The 16,859-nt window shown below is 61.4% G+C and carries 21 protein-coding genes; 10 read left to right on the top strand and 11 right to left on the bottom strand.

The genetic code is table 11. The features are described 5' to 3' along the window. Positions 1 to 97: 97 nt before the first annotated feature. Positions 98 to 1,072: a quinone oxidoreductase family protein gene (locus QDY28_RS07475; protein WP_331381061.1), complete on the bottom strand. Its 975-nt coding sequence runs from the start codon at positions 1,070 to 1,072 to the stop codon at positions 98 to 100. 94 nt (positions 1,073 to 1,166) lie between these two features. Between QDY28_RS07475 and QDY28_RS07480 the strand changes: the two genes are divergently transcribed. Continuing rightward, on the top strand, positions 1,167 to 2,078 hold the full coding sequence (locus QDY28_RS07480; RefSeq protein ID WP_331381062.1) for a LysR family transcriptional regulator: 912 nt from the start codon (positions 1,167 to 1,169) through the stop codon (positions 2,076 to 2,078). A 157-nt stretch (positions 2,079 to 2,235) separates the two neighbouring features. On the opposite strand, the gene QDY28_RS07485 is transcribed toward QDY28_RS07480, so the two are convergent. After that, positions 2,236 to 2,853, bottom strand: a complete 618-nt coding sequence (locus QDY28_RS07485; protein WP_331381063.1) for a 2'-5' RNA ligase family protein — start codon at positions 2,851 to 2,853, stop codon at positions 2,236 to 2,238. A 234-nt stretch (positions 2,854 to 3,087) separates the two neighbouring features. Here QDY28_RS07485 and QDY28_RS07490 point away from each other — a divergent pair, with 234 nt between their 5' ends. Together QDY28_RS07490 and QDY28_RS07495 are read left to right on the top strand one after the other, a co-directional pair. Further along, positions 3,088 to 3,258, top strand: a complete 171-nt coding sequence (locus QDY28_RS07490; RefSeq protein ID WP_331381064.1) for a hypothetical protein — start codon at positions 3,088 to 3,090, stop codon at positions 3,256 to 3,258. 174 nt (positions 3,259 to 3,432) lie between these two features. After that, positions 3,433 to 3,996, top strand: a complete 564-nt coding sequence (locus QDY28_RS07495; RefSeq protein WP_331381065.1) for a methylated-DNA--[protein]-cysteine S-methyltransferase — start codon at positions 3,433 to 3,435, stop codon at positions 3,994 to 3,996. Between the two features lie 36 nt (positions 3,997 to 4,032). Here QDY28_RS07495 and QDY28_RS07500 read toward each other — a convergent pair whose 3' ends face one another. Further along, positions 4,033 to 4,566, bottom strand: a complete 534-nt coding sequence (locus QDY28_RS07500) for a hypothetical protein (protein WP_331381066.1) — start codon at positions 4,564 to 4,566, stop codon at positions 4,033 to 4,035. Between the two features lie 109 nt (positions 4,567 to 4,675). Between QDY28_RS07500 and QDY28_RS07505 the strand changes: the two genes are divergently transcribed. Then, positions 4,676 to 5,617, top strand: a complete 942-nt coding sequence (locus QDY28_RS07505) for a LysR family transcriptional regulator (RefSeq protein WP_331381067.1) — start codon at positions 4,676 to 4,678, stop codon at positions 5,615 to 5,617. On the opposite strand, the gene QDY28_RS07510 is transcribed toward QDY28_RS07505, so the two are convergent. Together QDY28_RS07510 and QDY28_RS07515 are read right to left on the bottom strand one after the other, a co-directional pair. After that, positions 5,604 to 6,008, bottom strand: coding sequence for a GFA family protein (locus QDY28_RS07510; protein ID WP_331381068.1), 405 nt, complete (start codon positions 6,006 to 6,008; stop codon positions 5,604 to 5,606). The genes QDY28_RS07505 and QDY28_RS07510 overlap by 14 nt on opposite strands. Before the next feature lie 96 nt (positions 6,009 to 6,104). Beyond that, a complete protein-coding gene (locus tag QDY28_RS07515; protein WP_331381069.1) occupies positions 6,105 to 6,476 on the bottom strand; it encodes a YciI family protein in 372 nt (123 codons plus the stop codon). Positions 6,477 to 6,802: 326 nt separating this feature from the next. Between QDY28_RS07515 and QDY28_RS07520 the strand changes: the two genes are divergently transcribed. From QDY28_RS07520 to QDY28_RS07530, 3 genes are all read left to right on the top strand, one after another. Further along, complete coding sequence (locus QDY28_RS07520) at positions 6,803 to 7,150, top strand: YciI family protein (RefSeq protein ID WP_331381070.1); 348 nt, start codon at positions 6,803 to 6,805, stop codon at positions 7,148 to 7,150. A gap of 6 nt (positions 7,151 to 7,156) precedes the next feature. Next, entirely contained in the window at positions 7,157 to 8,416 is a 1,260-nt protein-coding gene (locus tag QDY28_RS07525; protein ID WP_331381071.1) for an RNA polymerase sigma factor, read from the top strand. 201 nt (positions 8,417 to 8,617) lie between these two features. Beyond that, entirely contained in the window at positions 8,618 to 9,058 is a 441-nt protein-coding gene (locus tag QDY28_RS07530; RefSeq protein WP_331381072.1) for a hypothetical protein, read from the top strand. 176 nt (positions 9,059 to 9,234) lie between these two features. Here QDY28_RS07530 and QDY28_RS07535 read toward each other — a convergent pair whose 3' ends face one another. From QDY28_RS07535 to QDY28_RS07550, 4 genes are all read right to left on the bottom strand, one after another. Next, complete coding sequence (locus QDY28_RS07535; protein WP_331381073.1) at positions 9,235 to 9,867, bottom strand: dihydrofolate reductase family protein; 633 nt, start codon at positions 9,865 to 9,867, stop codon at positions 9,235 to 9,237. Positions 9,868 to 9,950: 83 nt separating this feature from the next. Beyond that, on the bottom strand, positions 9,951 to 11,513 hold the full coding sequence (gene guaA, locus QDY28_RS07540; RefSeq protein ID WP_331381074.1) for a glutamine-hydrolyzing GMP synthase: 1,563 nt from the start codon (positions 11,511 to 11,513) through the stop codon (positions 9,951 to 9,953). Positions 11,514 to 11,607: 94 nt separating this feature from the next. Further along, positions 11,608 to 12,249, bottom strand: coding sequence for a 5'-methylthioadenosine/S-adenosylhomocysteine nucleosidase (locus QDY28_RS07545; RefSeq protein ID WP_331381075.1), 642 nt, complete (start codon positions 12,247 to 12,249; stop codon positions 11,608 to 11,610). Beyond that, positions 12,246 to 12,698 carry a PaaI family thioesterase gene (locus tag QDY28_RS07550; RefSeq protein ID WP_331381077.1) on the bottom strand — a complete coding sequence of 151 codons (453 nt, stop codon included), beginning with the start codon at positions 12,696 to 12,698 and terminating at the stop codon, positions 12,246 to 12,248. Before QDY28_RS07550 ends, QDY28_RS07545 begins: the two co-directional genes overlap by 4 nt. A 160-nt stretch (positions 12,699 to 12,858) precedes the next feature. Between QDY28_RS07550 and QDY28_RS07555 the strand changes: the two genes are divergently transcribed. Then, positions 12,859 to 13,935, top strand: a complete 1,077-nt coding sequence (locus tag QDY28_RS07555) for a DUF2252 family protein (RefSeq protein WP_331381078.1) — start codon at positions 12,859 to 12,861, stop codon at positions 13,933 to 13,935. Between the two features lie 15 nt (positions 13,936 to 13,950). Here QDY28_RS07555 and QDY28_RS07560 read toward each other — a convergent pair whose 3' ends face one another. After that, positions 13,951 to 14,748 (bottom strand): alpha/beta fold hydrolase, encoded by a 798-nt coding sequence (locus tag QDY28_RS07560; RefSeq protein ID WP_331381079.1) that lies wholly within the window; start codon positions 14,746 to 14,748, stop codon positions 13,951 to 13,953. Between QDY28_RS07560 and QDY28_RS07565 the strand changes: the two genes are divergently transcribed. Continuing rightward, positions 14,672 to 14,944 (top strand): hypothetical protein, encoded by a 273-nt coding sequence (locus QDY28_RS07565; protein WP_331381286.1) that lies wholly within the window; start codon positions 14,672 to 14,674, stop codon positions 14,942 to 14,944. The two genes, QDY28_RS07560 and QDY28_RS07565, sit on opposite strands and share 77 nt — an antisense overlap. A gap of 136 nt (positions 14,945 to 15,080) precedes the next feature. Next, entirely contained in the window at positions 15,081 to 15,761 is a 681-nt protein-coding gene (locus tag QDY28_RS07570) for a GntR family transcriptional regulator (RefSeq protein ID WP_331381080.1), read from the top strand. A 12-nt stretch (positions 15,762 to 15,773) separates the two neighbouring features. On the opposite strand, the gene QDY28_RS07575 is transcribed toward QDY28_RS07570, so the two are convergent. Next, the gene (locus QDY28_RS07575; RefSeq protein WP_331381082.1) at positions 15,774 to 16,859 is read right to left on the bottom strand and encodes a DUF1513 domain-containing protein; all 1,086 of its coding nucleotides are present in this window, start codon (positions 16,857 to 16,859) and stop codon (positions 15,774 to 15,776) included.

Below are 16,859 nucleotides of genomic sequence, written 5' to 3' on the forward strand. Positions count from 1 at the left end.
CGGTGACGGGTGAAGGAACCGCACATGCGCGGTCAGCGGGAAGCGGCTTGCCGTGGGGAAGGAGGCAAGGCGACGATCGCGCCACCTTGCCTTCGGTTCACATCGTCAGCACCACGCTTGCCGTCGTTCGCCCCGCCTCCAGGTCGGCATGCGCCCTCGCTGCATCTTTCAGCATGTATTCCGCCCCGATCGGATTGATAAGGCCGGCCTGCAGTTCCGCCATCAGCGCCTCGGCGCCCTGCCGGTAGAGAGCAGGATCGTTGGCATAGGTCAGCACGCTCGGGCGAGCGAGACCGATGGCGCGGGGCGCGGTCAGTTCCTCGATCTGGATCGGAGGAATGGGACCGGCGGCTTGGCCGAGGCTCGCGACCATGCCAAAGGGCCGCACGGTCGCGAGTGTCTGCGACAACATTGCGCCACCAATGCCATCGATGGCGAAATGCACGCCCCGGCGGTCGGCGATGCGGCGCGTCTCCTCCACCCAATCCTCGGACGTATGCAGAAGAACGGCATCGGCGCCGGCTTCATAGGCAAATTCCGCCTTGGCTTCCGAACCGACGGTGGCGATGACGTTGGCGCCGAGCCGCTTTGCCCAGCGCGTCACGATCTGCCCGACACCGCCGGCTGCCGCATGCACCAGAATCCATTCGCCCGGCTGCAGCGGATGAACCTTATGCAGCAGCATATGAGCGGTGAGCCCGCGCAACATCGTGCTGCCGGCGAGCCTGTCGCTGACACCGTCGGGCAGCCGCACCAGCCGCGAGGCAGGCAGAGTCCGCACCTCGGCATAACTTCCGAGCGGATGGCCGACATATGCGATGCGATCGCCGACCGACAGACCTTCGACGCCCGAGCCGACCGCCTCCACCACGCCAGCGCCCTCAAAGCCGAGAACGGTCTGGCCGGGCGGCAGGGGATAAAGCCCGGAGCGAACATAGATATCGACGAAATTGACGCCGGAAATGCTTTGGCGGATGCGGGCTTGCCCGGGTCCCGGCTCAGTGACGGCAAGGTCGACGAGCCGCATTGTCTCCGGGCTGCCGGGACCGGTTATGGCGATGGCTAGGGGCATAGAACAGTCTCCTTTCAGACGCGTTTTTTTGATCACAAAGGCGCGCCTGAATAAATTCGGTATGAACTCACCGCATCTGTGCAATAATGCACAGATGATCGATTGGCAGGACCTCCTTCACTTCGCCTCCCTTGCCCGCACCGGCTCGCTTTCGGCGGCTGCGCGCGAGCTTGGCGTCGACCACGCCACTGTCGGCCGGCGGATCGCCGCGCTGGAGCGCACGCTGGACCTGCGGCTCATCGACCGCCGGCCGCGCACCTCGCCCTTGACGGCTGACGGCCGGGCGATTGCCGAGCTGGTGGCCGGCATGGAGGACAATGTCGAGGCGATCAGACGTTATTCGAAAAGCGCGGTTGCGGGCCTTTCCGCCGCCGTCATGATCAGCGCGCCGCCCTCCATCGCTGCCCATCTCATCGCCCCGAAAGCGGTCGCCTTTCGCGCCGAACATCCCGATATCACGCTGACGATCGCCGGCGTCACCCGCCGTTCCGCCCTTAATCACGGCGAGGCCGATATTGCCGTGCGCATGTCGCGTCCCGAGGAAAGCGATCTTCTCGTCCGGCGCATCGGCGTCATGCGCTTCGGCCTTTATGCCGTGCCTGAAATTGCAGCGACGCCGGAGGATAGCTGGGTCTTCATTGGCTATGACGCGGCGCTCGATCATCTGACGCAGCAGACCTGGCTGCGCAGCCTGCTTGCGGGCCGCCCCATCGTTTTCCGTGCCGGCGACGTCTTCGGTCAATTGCAAGCCGCGCTCGCCGGTCTCGGTGTCGTTGCGCTGCCCGCCTTCCTCGGCGATGGCGAAGCCGCCCTTAAGCGTCTGCCGACGGAAATCCCCTCACCCACGCGCGACCTCTGGCTCGTGACCTATCCCGATCTTCGCCGTTCTCCCGCCATCCGCGCGGTGATGGATTTCGTCAGCGAGACGATCGGGAGAAGCTGTCCGCTGAGAGGGGTTGACGGGCAGCCTGAGCCGATCTCGACAGTTCCGCACTCGACGCTTTGATGGCTTCGACAGTGCCATTCGCGCCGCTGGCATCCGCGTGCAATTCGCTCGCGTCCATGACCGGGTTCATGATGCCATGGCGATAGCCGGAATCGAGGGCCTTGAAAATAGCTGCAGCTTCAGAGTTGACGACGCGGTGGTGACGCATGCCGATGTGTCAATTTAGAAGAGGCCATTGATCGATATATTCGTGCTTACTAAGACCTTGTAGACTATTGACCAACACGAATTTCCGCACGGTCCATGTAATCGGCTTTTCCAAGTCGACCCTTGGAACGGGCGTACGGCCGTACTGAAGAGTTATATGGGGCTGGTAGCCCGGATCCAGACAAACGGCCAAGCCAGCCTCGTACACCGCGAGCCCGAGTTGAAGTTGAAGCCTTCTGAATTCCTTGACGCCATCTGTTGGACAAAGAACCAGCGGATGTGATGGTTGGCGAAAACTGAGAACATGGTCGAAAACCAACGTGAACTCGCAGTGCTGGATGGTTTTCGCCGCTCTCATGGCGATGGCGGTGATGTCATCCCGTCGTTTCGGATATTTGCCGAAGCCATGGACAGAGACATGCCGAAGTCCTGGTGGTCTGGCCCTGCCCAGTAAGCGATAGCTTTGACCCAATATCACCATAAGCTTGTCTATTTCGTTGCCGACCGGTTCATCGGGCAAAAGAGCGAAGTAAAGATTCTCCGATCCCTGCCTTGTCTGTGTTCTCGGGGGCGGAGTCTCCGGTTCCGTCATCCCGAAAGGAAGCTGTGTCTGTCTAACATCGAACATTTGATACCTCGCGGCCCCAAGGACGCCCCTCACTCGCTTCTGCCGAGCTAATCTCATCCGTGTTCGCAAATCAAGAACAAAAAGAGAACGAAGTGTCCGGCGTCGCGCCTAATTGAATATCTCGCGCCGCTTCCATAGATTGGGAAAATCAACAGCACCGAATAAAACCGCCCTTCGATTGTTCACCGCAGGTCCGGGCTTTTGCGCCCGTTCTCAATAAGGGAATGATCTCACATGTTGATAAAAACCATCTTCTCCGCCGTGTTTTTCACCCTCATTGGTCTCGGTGTGTCCGCTTGCTCCACCACGGGGCAGGGCAATTCCAGCGGGGGCAGCGGCGGTATGACGCGTTCCTCTCCGGCCGGCGGCAGTACGTCGGGCGGCGGTATGGGCGGCGGATATTGATAAGCTCCCAAGCTGCGTGGGAAGCGGTGCGGCTGATGTTGCTATGGCAGCATCGGCATCGCTTCCTTCGACCGATAAAATCTCGGCAACCGGTCGTCTTGCGCAAGAATCGGGTTGAATTGAAGTGCCCAAAGCACGATTTTCATGGCAAGTGGAAACACGGAAGGCCCTGCCATGAGCGAGACGAATCAACATTATCTGATCTTCGAAACCGCGGGCGGTTTCTGTGGGATTGCCTGGAACGATATCGGCATAACGCGCTTCCAATTGCCGACGAAAAGCGCTGAAGCGACCGAGCGCCTTATGCTCCGCCGTCTGCCAAATGCGCGTCCCGGCATACCGACGCCCGATGTAACCGAGGCGATTGCCGCCGTGAAGCGCTATTTTGCGGGCGAGGAGATCGACTTCTCCGGCGTAAAACTGGATCTGAGTGAGCAGGACGATTTCTTCAAGCAGATCTATGCGGCCGCCCGGCAGGTGGGATGGGGGCACACCACCACCTATGGCGCGCTCGCCAAGCAGCTTGGCGCCGGTCCCGAAGCTGCGCGCGACGTCGGCCAGGCCATGGCCAAGAACCCGGTGGCGCTGATCATCCCCTGCCACCGCGTCTTGGCCGCCGGAGGCAAGATAGGCGGCTTTTCGGCGCCCGGCGGATCGACCGCCAAGACCCGCATGCTGGAACTGGAAGGCGTTCAGCTCGCGCCGCCGAAGCCCGTGCAGCAATCCCTGAATTTCTGAACGCCGGTCGCATGGCCGCTGCTGAAGGAGGATGGATCACGCGTCCGTGGCTGCGGCCGCATCTCCGGCGAGCGGCCGAGCCCTTTGGGACGGAGAACGCAGCAGCAAATAGAACGCGGCGATATGCGTGATCATCAAGAGGGGCACGTAGATGATCGGGATCGCATAGGTGGCGCCTAGCTGCCCGGCCAATGCCGGAAGGTCGAGCTGACTGCCGTGATAATAATCGATGATGATATCGCTCGCCCCAGCGAGGTTGAAGGCAATGGTGAACAGCCAAAAGAGCGGGCGCGTCTTTATGGTCATAAGCGCCAGCATGGCGAGCAAGCCGGTTGCAAAATCACCGTAAGCGGCTGGCGCGGTGAAGCCTGCGGGCAGGTTCGGGCCGACGACGCCGGGAACGATGAAGACGAGCCCGAAGAAGCGGAAACTATGCAGCGTGGCGATGGCGCGTTGCGCTGCGACCTGATCCATCGATTTGAGCCTCGGCCAGATATACGCTCCGAAGCATAGCAGCCAAGGGACATACCCCAGAACAAGATGTAACTGGAAGATGATTGCGGGCGACATGTGGCCTCCTCTGGGATGCGAATTCATGCGGTGTCGAACACGATGGGGTCGCAAGCCTGATGTACGACTGCTTTCGCCTGGCGACTATTCGCTATAATGTTGACGGGCCATGAAGCAGAATTTCACAGTGAGACGCGGGGCGCTCGACGGTGTGGAGGCGTTCCTCAGCGTCGCCGAGCACCGCAGCTTTCGCAGGGCGGCCGCGGAACTGGGGGTAACTCCTTCAGCGATCAGCCAAGTGGTGCGCGCACTTGAGGCGCGCGTCGGCGCAGCGCTCTTCCTGCGCACCACGCGCAGCGTCGGCCTGACAGAAGCGGGCGAGCGGTTCCTCTCGCGCGCCAAACCCGCCTTCGAAGAGCTCGTCGCCGCAAGCGAAGTCGCCGGTCAGCTCGGCGAGCGGCCGGCCGGATTATTGCGTCTCGCCGTGCCGCGTTCGGTCGTGCCGATCCTGCTGGAGCCGCTGATTGCGTCCTTCTGCGAGGCCTATCCTGCGATCGAGGTGGAGATCGCGGTCAGTGAGAAGCTGGTGGATCTCGCAGCCGACGGTTTCGATGCCGGCGTCAGGATGGGCGAGTTCATCGCCGCGGATATGGTGGCGGTGCGGCTGACGCCGCGGTTCCCGTTTGTGGTTGTTGGCAGTCCCGACTACCTGTCCCGACGAAAGCCGCCGCAGCGCATCGACGATCTGCGCGATCACGCCTGCCTGCGCATGCGCCGCTCGAACGGCTCGGTCGCGCCCTGGTCCTTTGTCGACGGCGGCAAGACGATCGAAGCAATCGTCTCAGGGCCACTCATCGCGCATGATTATCCCACGATCCTTGGGGCTGCCATCCAAGGTGCTGGGCTCGCGCAGGTACCCGGTCCGCTCGCCGAAGCGGCTGTCGCCGACGGCCGATTGCAAGCGCTGCTCACACCCTTTGCCATCACAACGCCAGGGGTTTTTCTGTACCATCCAGGCAGGCATCAGGTCTTGCCCAAACTCCGCGCATTCATCGAGCATGTCAGATATCGGCGCGGCGACGCTCGGTTCGGAGAGGTCATCTCCGGCTGATCGGAAGGTCGAGCGGTTTGACCCACTCGAGACGGCGCTTGGTGAACATCTCGAGCATCGGCTCAATGCCGTCGGAGCTGTCCAGGCAGCCGATCGTCGCAAAGACCATTCCTGGGAAGCTCTCCAGCTTGCTGCTGAATACTCTGGCGCCGCAATCGGGGCAGAAGTTGCGATCGAGGCCCTTGCCGGATTGGGCGATATAGTGAAACGCCTTCGGCTCTCCGCTGGTCAGCGTAAAATCATCCTCGGGCACGCCGAAGAAAGTGGCTGCCTCGCCGCCTGATGCGTTCTTGCAGTCAAGGCAGTGACAAACGGCGACGAAAGTAGGATCCGTATCGAACTGGAATTTGACGGCACCGCATGCGCACTGACCTGTGTGCTTCTTGGCCATGTATCAGCCCTCCTATCCGATTGACAAACATCTCTGCGTAAACCGCGGCATTCTATGTGCTTAAACAGGCAAAGCGCGCGTGACTTCCGCCCGCAATTACCACTGCAAATCAGCCATCTCGTAAAATGGGCGGATTTCGATCTCGCTCGGTCCGGGCATGGGGTTGGGGCAGCGCTTTACCCAGGCGACGGCCTCATCCATGTCTTTGACCTCCCAGATCCAGAAGCCGGCGACAAGCTGGCGGGGTTCACCGAAAGGCCCGTCGATGACCGTACGGTTGAGGCCATCGAATGCGACACGCTTGCCCTCGGAGGAGGGTTTGAGGCCGTCGGCCGTGATCAAGATGCCGGCATCGCGCAGATCGTCATTGAATCGGCCCATTGTCTCCATCATCTCCGTCTCCCAGCTCGTATGGGAAAAACCCTTCTCGCTCTCCTCGGTAGCCTTCACCAGCACCATCACACGCATCGTCTGTCTCCTTGTTTGAGCCGGCCTTATTGGCCTGATAACGAAATGACGAACGGGGTTTTCGCACGCCGACATCGTCCTACAAATTTTGATGTCAGACGCAATTTCCCGCGCTTACACTCGCTCAAACGATGCGAATTTCAGCCCGAACCGAGGCCTTTCTCTCACCAAGCAGAAATGCCAGCTTGTCCTTTAAAGCGATGTCGAAATTGTAAAGCCGCCGATGCCCAAAATTTTTTTCTGACCGCTGTCAAAATCTTGCCGGTTCGAACGTCGTTGTCGCAGCCGGCCCTGAGGCTGCGCGTATCGAGAGAAAGGAACAGGTCATGCAATATATGCTGTTGGTCTATTGGAATGAAGCCGAACACAAGAATGCTAAAAAGGAGCAGAAGGCCGAGACCTTCGCGGCCTACGCCGCTTACACTGAAGCGTTGAAAAAAGCCGGAGCGTTCGTGGCGGGCAGCGGATTGCAGGATTCCTCGATGGCAACCGTGGTGCGCGCATCGGATGACAAGCCCACCGTTCTCAACGGCCCCTATATCGAAAGCAAGGAGCAGTTGGGCGGCTACTACATCATCGAAACGGCAGATCTCGATAGCGCCATCGCCTGGGCGGCGCGTTGTCCCGGCGCTCAACGAGACACCGTGGAGGTCCGCCCTCTCATGGTCTATTGAACCGCCATGTCGCAAGGAGACGACCAGTCTGCCATCAAAGCTGCCGAAGCGGTGGCGCGCCGGAGCTATGGCAAACTGGTCGCTATTCTAGCGGCGCGCACACGCGATGTGGCTACTGCCGAAGACGCTCTGTCGGAGGCCTTTGCTTCCGCTCTGGCGGACTGGCCGGTCAAGGGTGCACCGCTAAAACCCGAGGCCTGGCTGCTTGCCGTTGCCCGCCGCAAGATGATCGACGCCATCAGGCGTAGGCGGGTAAGCACTGCCGCCTTCGAGCATCTCAAGCTCATGGCGGAGGAGCTGGAGGCAGCGGCGAGCCTGGTGCCAGACGTTCCAGACGAGCGTCTGGCTTTAATGTTTGCTTGCGCGCATCCGGCAATAGAACCCGGAATCAGAGCGCCGCTGATCCTGCAGACGATTCTTGGGTTCGACGCTGAGACAATCGCCTCAGCCTTCCTGGTCTCGCCGGCGGCAATGGGCCAGCGGCTGGCGCGGGCAAAGAACAAGATACGACGCACCAGAATTCCCTTGTGCGTGCCCGATCGGGCAGACATGCGCGCACGCCTGGCGGCAGTGCTGGAGGCGGTGTATGCGGCCTATACGGAAGGCTGGAGCGATCCGGTCGGTGCCGATGCGAACCTGCGCAATCTGGCTGAGGAGGCCATTTGGCTCGGCCGGCTGATCGTCGCGCTCTTGCCAGGTGAGGCCGAAGCGCTCGGCCTGCTGGCACTCATGCTCTATTCCCATGCGCGGCGTGGCGCGCGGCGCAGTCCAGCCGGCGAATTCGTGCCGCTCGCCGATCAAGATCCTGCGCTATGGGACGAAGGCTTGATCGACGAAGCTGAGGATCTGCTTGTTCGCGCCAGTGCGTTCGACGCCTTCGACCGCTATCAATTGGAAGCGGCCATCCAATCGGCTCATGTGGTGCGCCGCCGCACCGGCGCGACGGATTGGGCGGCAATCGAGCGTCTCTATGATGGGCTCTGCGCAATTACCGGCTCGCCGGTGGCGGCAATCAATCGCGCGATCGCCGTGGCGCAGACGCGCGGGCCAGCCGCAGGGCTGGCGGCGCTGCCGATGCTTACCCATGGTAGCCGGCTTGTCGAGTATCAACCCTATTGGGCTGCGCGAGCCGAACTTCATACCAGAATGGGGGAAATGGCGGCGGCCCGTGAAGCCTATGATCAAGCAATTGCCTTGGAAATAGATCCCGCCATCCGCCGCTTTTTGCGAAGGCGGCAGACGGAAATCCTGACGCCGCCGCGCTAAGCTCGGTGTTCCCGGATCACCAACATCGTCTTCTTGGGTCGAAGGTGTTGCCGTTGCCTTTCATTCGCGCTCGATTATTTGAATATGTTACTATTGTGCCTTGGAACCAATGACATGCAAAACTGTTCAGCTATAACTTTGATACAACGCTGATGTGCCCGGCAGGTTGGGTAAGCGGCGCTCTTTGAGGAGTCTCTCATCATGAATATTTCGCCCAGATTTCGTTCAGTCGCGGTTGCCGTCATCGCCGCCGCGGGAGTTAGCTTTGCCAGTGCCGCCCATGCCGATAGCGGGACGATCCGCTTCGCCGTCTACAAGGCCGCCTTCTTCGTCGGTGGCTCGGGAGGCGAGGGCACGCTGACCTTCCATGGTCGCCGCTATCCCATCACGATCGGCGGCATTTCGGGCGGCCTGGCCTTCGGTGCCTCCAAGACCTATTTCAGCGGTACCGTGCGCCACATACGCCGCGCCCGCGATGTGACGGGGGTTTACGGTGCAGTGGGCGGCGGCGGCGCAGTCGGCAGGGGTGCCCAGGTGATCGTCATGACCAATGACAAGGGCGCTCAGCTCGAGCTCACAGGCAGGCAGGTCGGTCTGCAAGTCAACGCCGATATCAGCGGCATGAGCATCACGGTGAAGTAAGAGCCGTTACTTCGTTCGTCATATCCTGGATGGGCCCGATTTGTTCAATTCGTGATCGGGCCGTTCCTGGAAAGCTGTTCAGGAGTGCCCGCAGCCTCTGCGCAGCACTTGCTCGCCACTCTGCGCAAATAGCTGACCTTGGCCCATTGCCACCAGCCGGATCTTCGGCGATGGCCTTACGTCGCCCGATAGATTTGCGCCACCACGCCCCCCGGAAAGGCCTTCGAGTGTATCAGCTTGAGAGGCATCGGCGCGGCGAGTTCCGAAAACAGCGGCAGGCCTTTGCCCAGCGCCACGGGATGCACCCCCAGCACGAACTGATCGACCAGGTTCCGGGCGATGAGGCTGCGGGCGAAGCTCACTCCACCATGGGCCATGATCGGCTTGCCTTCCCGGGCTTTCAACCTCGCGATTTCCTCCGTCAGGTCACCGCTCGCCACATAGGCATTCGCCCAACTGTCTGCACCGGGCTGCCGCTCCGTAGATTGTGTGCTTCCCGCATGGGCCCGCGCTTCATTGAGCGCCGCCGTCGGGTGCGCGCTCCTTAGGATCGCCGGCCCCTGTCGTGAGAAGACGGCCTTGGGGATCTGGTTCATCGGCGGCGCGAATACGTCGGTGGAGGTCGGCCACCAGGCGGCCATGGCTTGGAAACTGCGGCTGCCCATGATGTGCAGGCTAGCGTTCCATATGGTCTCCACGGCCCAGGCTTTCGCCTCTGGATCGGAGCCGAACATCCATTTGTTTCCCCCATCGAGGTCGCTCACGAACCCGTCGACGGATATGGACATTTTCAAGATCAGCTCTCTCACGGCTTCCTCCTCGTTGCGGTTCCGGCCCGAGGACGGGCCAGATCGACAACTTTCGACAGCGCGTGATTATTTTATCGCTGCCGCTATTCCCACTCGATCGTGCCGGGCGGCTTCGACGTCACGTCGTAGACCACGCGGTTGATGCCGCGGACTTCGTTGATGATGCGGGTGGCGGCGCGGCCGAGGAATTCCATGTCGTAGTGGTAGAAATCCGCCGTCATGCCGTCGACTGAGGTGACGGCGCGCAGTGCGCAGACGAATTCGTAAGTGCGGCCGTCGCCCATGACACCGACGGTCTGGACCGGCAGCAGCACGGCGAAGGCCTGCCAGATCGCATCGTAGAGGCCCGCCTTGCGGATTTCATCGAGATAGATGGCATCGGCTTCGCGCAGGATTTCCAGCTTCTCGCGGGTGATGCCGCCAGGGCAACGGATCGCGAGGCCGGGGCCCGGGAAGGGATGGCGGCCGATAAAGCTGTCAGGCAGGCCGAGCTCCTTGCCGAGCACGCGCACTTCGTCCTTGAAGAGTTCGCGCAGCGGCTCGACGAGCTGCATCTTCATGCGCTCCGGCAAGCCGCCGACATTGTGGTGCGACTTGATGGTGACCGACGGGCCGCCGGTGAAGGAGACGCTTTCGATCACATCGGGATAAAGCGTGCCCTGGCCGAGGAAATCGGCGCCGCCGAGCTTCTTGGCCTCTTCCTCGAAGGTCTCGATGAAGAGGCGGCCGATGATCTTGCGCTTGGTCTCGGGGTCGCTGACGCCTTCTAGCTCGCCGATGAAGCGGTCGGAGGCGTCCACATGCAGGAGATGCAGATTGTAGTGCTCGCGGAACATGGCGACGACATTGGCCGCCTCGTCCTTGCGCATCAGGCCGTGGTCGACGAGGATGCAGGTGAGCTGATCGCCAACCGCCTCGTGGATCAGCAGCGCGGCGACGGAGGAATCGACGCCACCAGACAGGGCGCAGATCACGCGCTTGTCGCCGACCTGCTCGCGGATCGCCTGCACCGCCTTGGCGCGATAGGCCGACATCGACCAGTCGCCCTTGATCCCCGCGATATTGTGAATGAAGTTGCTGATCAGCTTGGCGCCATCGGGCGTATGCACCACTTCCGGATGGAACTGCACGCCGTAATATCTGCGCTTCTCGTCGGCGATGAAGGCATAGGGCGCATTCGAGGAGGTGGCGACGACTTCGAAGCCTTCCGGCAGCGCAGTCACGCGGTCGCCATGGCTCATCCACACCTGATGGCGCGAACCGTTCGACCACAGGCCTTCAAAGAGCGCGCAATCCTTGTCGACGTCCAGGAACGCGCGGCCGAATTCGCGGTGATGGCCGCTTTCTACCTTGCCGCCGAGCTGCATGCACATGGTCTGCTGGCCGTAGCAGATGCCGAACACCGGCAGGCCGCTGTCGAAGATGATCTGCGGCGCCCGCGGCGAGCCTTCGTCCACAGTCGAGGCCGGGCTGCCGGAGAGGATCACGGCTTTTGGCTGCAGCCGCTTGAAGCCGGCTTCGGCGGATTGGAAGGGAACGATCTCGCAATAGACGCCGGCTTCGCGCACGCGCCGTGCGATGAGCTGCGTCACCTGGCTGCCAAAATCGACGATGAGAACGGTGTCTGGATGTGCTGTCTGGGTCATGGCGAGCCTTTAATGAAAAGCGCTTTCGCTGGCAATCCGGCAAATCAAGCCGGAGCCGATTTTATTGTCCCGATTGTATCAGCCCTCGCGTCGCTCAGAACCAGAAAACGGCGTCTTCCAGCGCCGTGAACAGGCCATCGACGGCGTAAGAGAGCTTGCGGTCGATGACATGCAGATATTCCGTCCAGCCGGAAATGTGCTGCAGCTCGACCAGGCCATCGGAAATGCCGCGCAATCCAATCAGCGGCCGGTCGTAGATCTGGCAGACGCGCAGCACCGAGAAGGTTTCCATATCCACCATGTCGGCGGCGATTCGGCCATAGGCATCGGCGCCGGAGATGACATTGCCGCCGGTCGAAAGGCTCGCTTCCGGAATGGCGGGAATGCGCAGCGGCAGCTCGATCGTGGCGGGTTGGTCGAGGAACGGCGTGCGGCCCTTTTCGAAACCGAGCGGTGAAGCGTCCATGTCGCGATAGGAAACGGAGGTGACCTGGTAGACCTCGGTCTGCTCCAGCTTGGCCGAGCCGGCCGAACCCAGCGAAACCACCATGTCCGGCAGATCGTCCTGCGCTTCGAGCTGCGCGAGCGCGCGCGTCATGACGATGGCCGCCTCGACCGGACCGACACCGGTCATCAGCGGATCGATGCGGGAGCGCAGGAAGGGGCCGTACTCCGCCTCCGCCGCCATGACGAACAGGATCGATTTTCCCGATACGCGTTTCAGTTCGAATTTCATCCGGTAATTCCCTCTCGGCCTCGGATGACCATCATCGTCCCGGTCATGGAGGCAATCAGCTTGGCAGGCCCATCGCTTATAGCATAGGCCCGCCCATCGGCGACGATGATGGTGTTGCCGGGCTTGGTGACATCGCCGCGAAACAGAAAGCGCTCGCCGCGCCCAGGCGACATCAGATTGATCTTGAATTCGATCGTGAGAATCGATGCCGAGGGATCGATGACGCTGTAGGCCGCAAATCCGCAGGCTGAATCCAGCGCGGCGGCGATGATGCCGGCGTGGAGAATGCCGTGCTGCTGCGTCAGCTTCACGTCGAACGGCAGCTCGATCTCGACCGTGCCATGCTCGACGCGCGTCAGCTCCGCGCCGATCGTCGCCATCGCCGCCTGCCGCTCAAAGCTTGTTCTGATGCGCCCCCGAAAGTCGCCGCTGCTGCTTTCCCCAGTCATTCCTCATCCCTTTCGCGGCTGCGAAATTGGCATGGCGGAAGAATTTGGACAAGGGCACTGCGGTGGAATTCGCCTCCCGGGACTGCCGGGCCGTCGACATTGTTTTCCCATGATGGTGCGTATTCGATATGGTCACCAACAGATTCGAGATGGAACCAAGATGACGACGATCCGGCAATCGACGCGAGCCTACGAAACCTGGATGCGGACGCAATTGGGCGCCGATCTGGTCGAATCCGATCTCGACAAGAAGCACAAGAAGATGAAGAGCGGCGGTTTCGTCTTTCTGCGCGCCACCTATTGGCGCTGGGCCGAGACCATCTTCGAGATCTGCCCCGATCTTGCGGGCGCGCCGCAAGTGCTGGCGATCGGCGATACGCATCTGGAGAATTTCGGCACCTGGCGCGATGAGGAGGGACGGCTGGTCTGGGGCGCCAACGATTTCGACGATGCGGCTGTTATGCCCTATGCGCTGGACCTCGTGCGCCTTGCCACAAGCGCGATCCTTGCGCGGGGCGCCACTTCGCCGACGCCGCGCGCCATCGCCGAAGCCATCCTCGGCGGTTATCGCCGTGGGCTGACAGCGCCGTCTCCGGTCATTCTGGAGCGTGATTACAAGTGGCTGCGCAACGACGTCATCCTCTCAAATGCCGAGCGCAAGGAGTTCTGGGACAAATATCGGGATCTACCGCCGCCGGCCAAACCGGTACCCGCGCCTTACCTTGACGTGCTGCGTCGATCGCTGCCGGATGAGGAGCTTCCTTTCGTCGCCAAGCCGCGCACCGCCGGCACCGGCAGCCTCGGCCGCCCACGCTTTATCGCCGATGTCGAATGGCGCGGCGGGCCGGTAATCCGCGAGGTCAAGGCACTCGCTCAATCCGCCTGGTCGCTCCGACACGATCCGTCCGATACGATGATCCGTACGGGTATCATCGCCTCCGGCCGCGCCCGCTCTCCCGATCCGCACTATGAGGTGATCGACAAGCTGCTGGTCCGTCGCCTCTCGCCGAATAGCCGCAAAATCGAAATCGAGGGCGATGCGCAACTCCTGTTGTCGCCAGCCATGCTCGACCTGATGGGCTTCGAGATCGGCAATTGCCATGCCGATGACGTCTCCCGCATTCCGGCGATCCTGGCTGACCTCGACAAGAGGGAGGTGGACTGGTTGAGGAACTCCGCCAAGGCGGCTGCGGTTGCGATCGGCATGGAGCAGGCGGAGTTCGCGGCCAAGGGCTAGACCGGCAAAAAGCGGTCAATACCCAGCGGCTTCCAGGATCAGTTGGGCGATTGTATCGGGATGTGAGATCAGCGCAAGATGGCTGGCCTTCACCTCGATGGTCTTGGCGCCCATGCGCTTGGCCATGAAGCGTTCCAGATCCGGATTGATCGTCCTGTCTTCGGTGGAAACCGCATACCAGCTCGGCTTGCTGCGCCAGGCGGCTTGACTGGTCTTACCGGTCAGCAAAGCCTTTTGGAAGGGCTGCTGCACGGCATAAAGCACCTCTGCCTTGGCCCTCGGCAGGTCGCCGGCGAAATCCCGCAGGAATGCTTCCTCAGTCAACCGCCCTTCGTCACCGTCGAAGACGATGCCTGCCGATGCCGGCGGCGTTGGATATGTCTTGGCGAGCGCCGTATAATCTTCGCCTGCATCCGGTGCGCGGGCTGCGACATAGACCAGAGACGAGACCTTCGGATGCACACCGGCTTCCGTGACAATCATGCCGGAGAAGGAATGGCCGACCAGGACAGTCGGGCCGTCCTGACGATCGAGAACGCGCTGTGCCGATGCGACCGCTTCGGGAAGCGTCGTCAACGGGTTCTGCACCGCCGTGCAATTCAGCCCCTTGGCCTGCAGCCGCGCGATGACTTCCGTCCAGCAGGAGCCGTCTGCGAAGAGACCATGGACAAGAACGACGTTGCGGGCCTTCGCTGGCGCCGGGATCGCCGCGCCTGAGGCCGATTGGCTGGCGGCCATGGCGCGTGTGGAAATTAAGGAAGCGGCGGCGCCGGCAATAAGCGCGGTCGAGAAGTTCCGTCTGGTCATCATCATCATCGTGATCCTTATGGCGTTGAGACAAATGGGTGACAGAAAGCTGTCCGCGCCGGATGTCGGAGCGGTGAGCTTCTTGAGCGTTTTGCATTTCTGGGAGCGGCATCTGCCCAAATGCACCGATCGAATGCGCCCCGCCTTGCATTCGGATTGGGTAGCCGAGGCTGCTTTGTGTATGCAAAAGCAAGCTCGTTGATGAGATTTGTATTCGGAATGGCATTTTCTGTCAATAATTGGATGCATAACAGTTGCGTGATGACGAATTTGCATGCAAAGATGATGCGAAGAGATGTTTTTGCATACAAGCAACGATGAATGTCGGAGAACTCAGAATGACGGATGAACTGGATGACACGACGGAAGATCGCGAGTTGCTTTCCGATCGCATCCGCAACGCGCTGGAGGACGAGATCGCCACCGGTAAGCTGGAGGCGGGCGCCGCGCTGGACGAGCAGCAGCTTGCCGATCGCTTCGGTGCCTCGCGCACCCCCGTTCGCGAAGCATTGAGGCAACTGGCGGCGAACGGTCTGGTCGAAGTGCGGGCGCGGCGTGGGGTCGTGGTTGCCCGTATGACGCCCGAGCGCATCATGGACATGTTCGAGACGGTCGCCGAAATCGAGGCCATGTGCGTGAGGCTCGCCACCTATCGCATGACGCCGCTGGAGCGCAGCCACCTGATCGAGCTGCACGATTCATCCGAAGCGATCGTGAAAAAGGGTGATTTCGATGCTTATGATACGTTCAATCGCGCGTTTCACGAGGCGATCTATCACGCGACCCACAACAGCTTCCTCGCCGAACAGGCGATTGCGATACACAATCGCCTGATGGCTTTCCGCCGCGCGCAATTGCAGCAGGAACAGCGCCTCGATCGATCCCGGGTGGAGCATGAAGCGATCATGGAGGCCATCGCAGAGGGTGACGGGGAATTGGCATCGCGGCGCATGCGGGCGCATATGCTGAACGCAGCGACGGCGTTGCGGCGCTTCATCGAAGCCAACAAGCTTACCTGATTGGTATCCGGATCAGCCGCGGGCGATGCGCACGATGTGCTGGTCCCAGGCGACATCGCTGTGCTCGCCGAGGAAATTGCCGTTATAGGAGGACACGGCAAAGCCATGCTGCGCCGGCGCGATGCCGGCTGCATCGGCGATGCTTTCCACTTTCAGCACCGCCCCGGTCTTCGCATCTAAAGTCACCGATGTGCCTTGGACAGGCGAGGTGACGCCGACAAGGTTATCGGTGCGGTTGACGGCGATGGCGCCGACATAGTTGCCGAGCGCGCGGGTGGTGTCGTCGGGCAGGGAGATGAAGGTCAGGTCCTCTCCCTTGGAGAAATAACCGACGAGCGGCGGCAGGTCGTTGCGATGGCCTTCATATTGGCAGGCGAACCAGATCCGACCCTGCGCGTCGATGTCGACGTGGCGGGTGGAGACCTGGGCATAGTGCGGCGGCAGCGCGTGCTTTTCGATCAGCCGGCCGCTAGCCGTCTCGATCAGCGTCAGCGACGGCTTCATGTGATCGAGGTTGAGCTTGGTTCGGCCGAAATCCGGATGGGTCTCGATGCCGCCATTGGCGACGATCAACAGCCTCCCGTCGTCGGAAACGGTCATGTCATGTGGGCCGGTGCCGTAGGTTTCGTATTCGCCGATGCGCGCGAAGCGATTGCGCGCGTCATAGATGCCGATCATGCCCCTGTTGTTGTCGAAGTCGTTTTCGCTGGCATAAAGCAGCTTTCCGTCAGGGGAAAACGTGCCATGGCCATAGAAATGCCGGCCCTCGCGCGCCGTGATGACAACGGGCTCGCTTTTGTTCCAGGGATCGAAGATCATCGCGTAGGTGCCGGGGCGGCGGGCGAAAGCGACGGTCTTGCCGGTCGCCTTCGAAAAGGCCATGCCATGGGCGCGCGCCGGCAGCGCCACCTGATCGAGGATCTGGCCGCGCTCGCTGACTGTGGCCACCGCGAAAGAACCGTCCGACGTGCGGATGCCGGAAGCATAGACCGCGTCAGCCCGCTCCAGTGCCATCAGCGCACCCGGTTTCAACACGGCCAGAAAGGTCAACCCCGCCGCCTTGACGAAGGCCCTGCGGTCGATCAGCGCGCTCCGCAT

This window comes from Rhizobium sp. BR 362 (genome assembly GCF_036528765.1).
Taxonomy (GTDB): domain Bacteria; phylum Pseudomonadota; class Alphaproteobacteria; order Rhizobiales; family Rhizobiaceae; genus Rhizobium.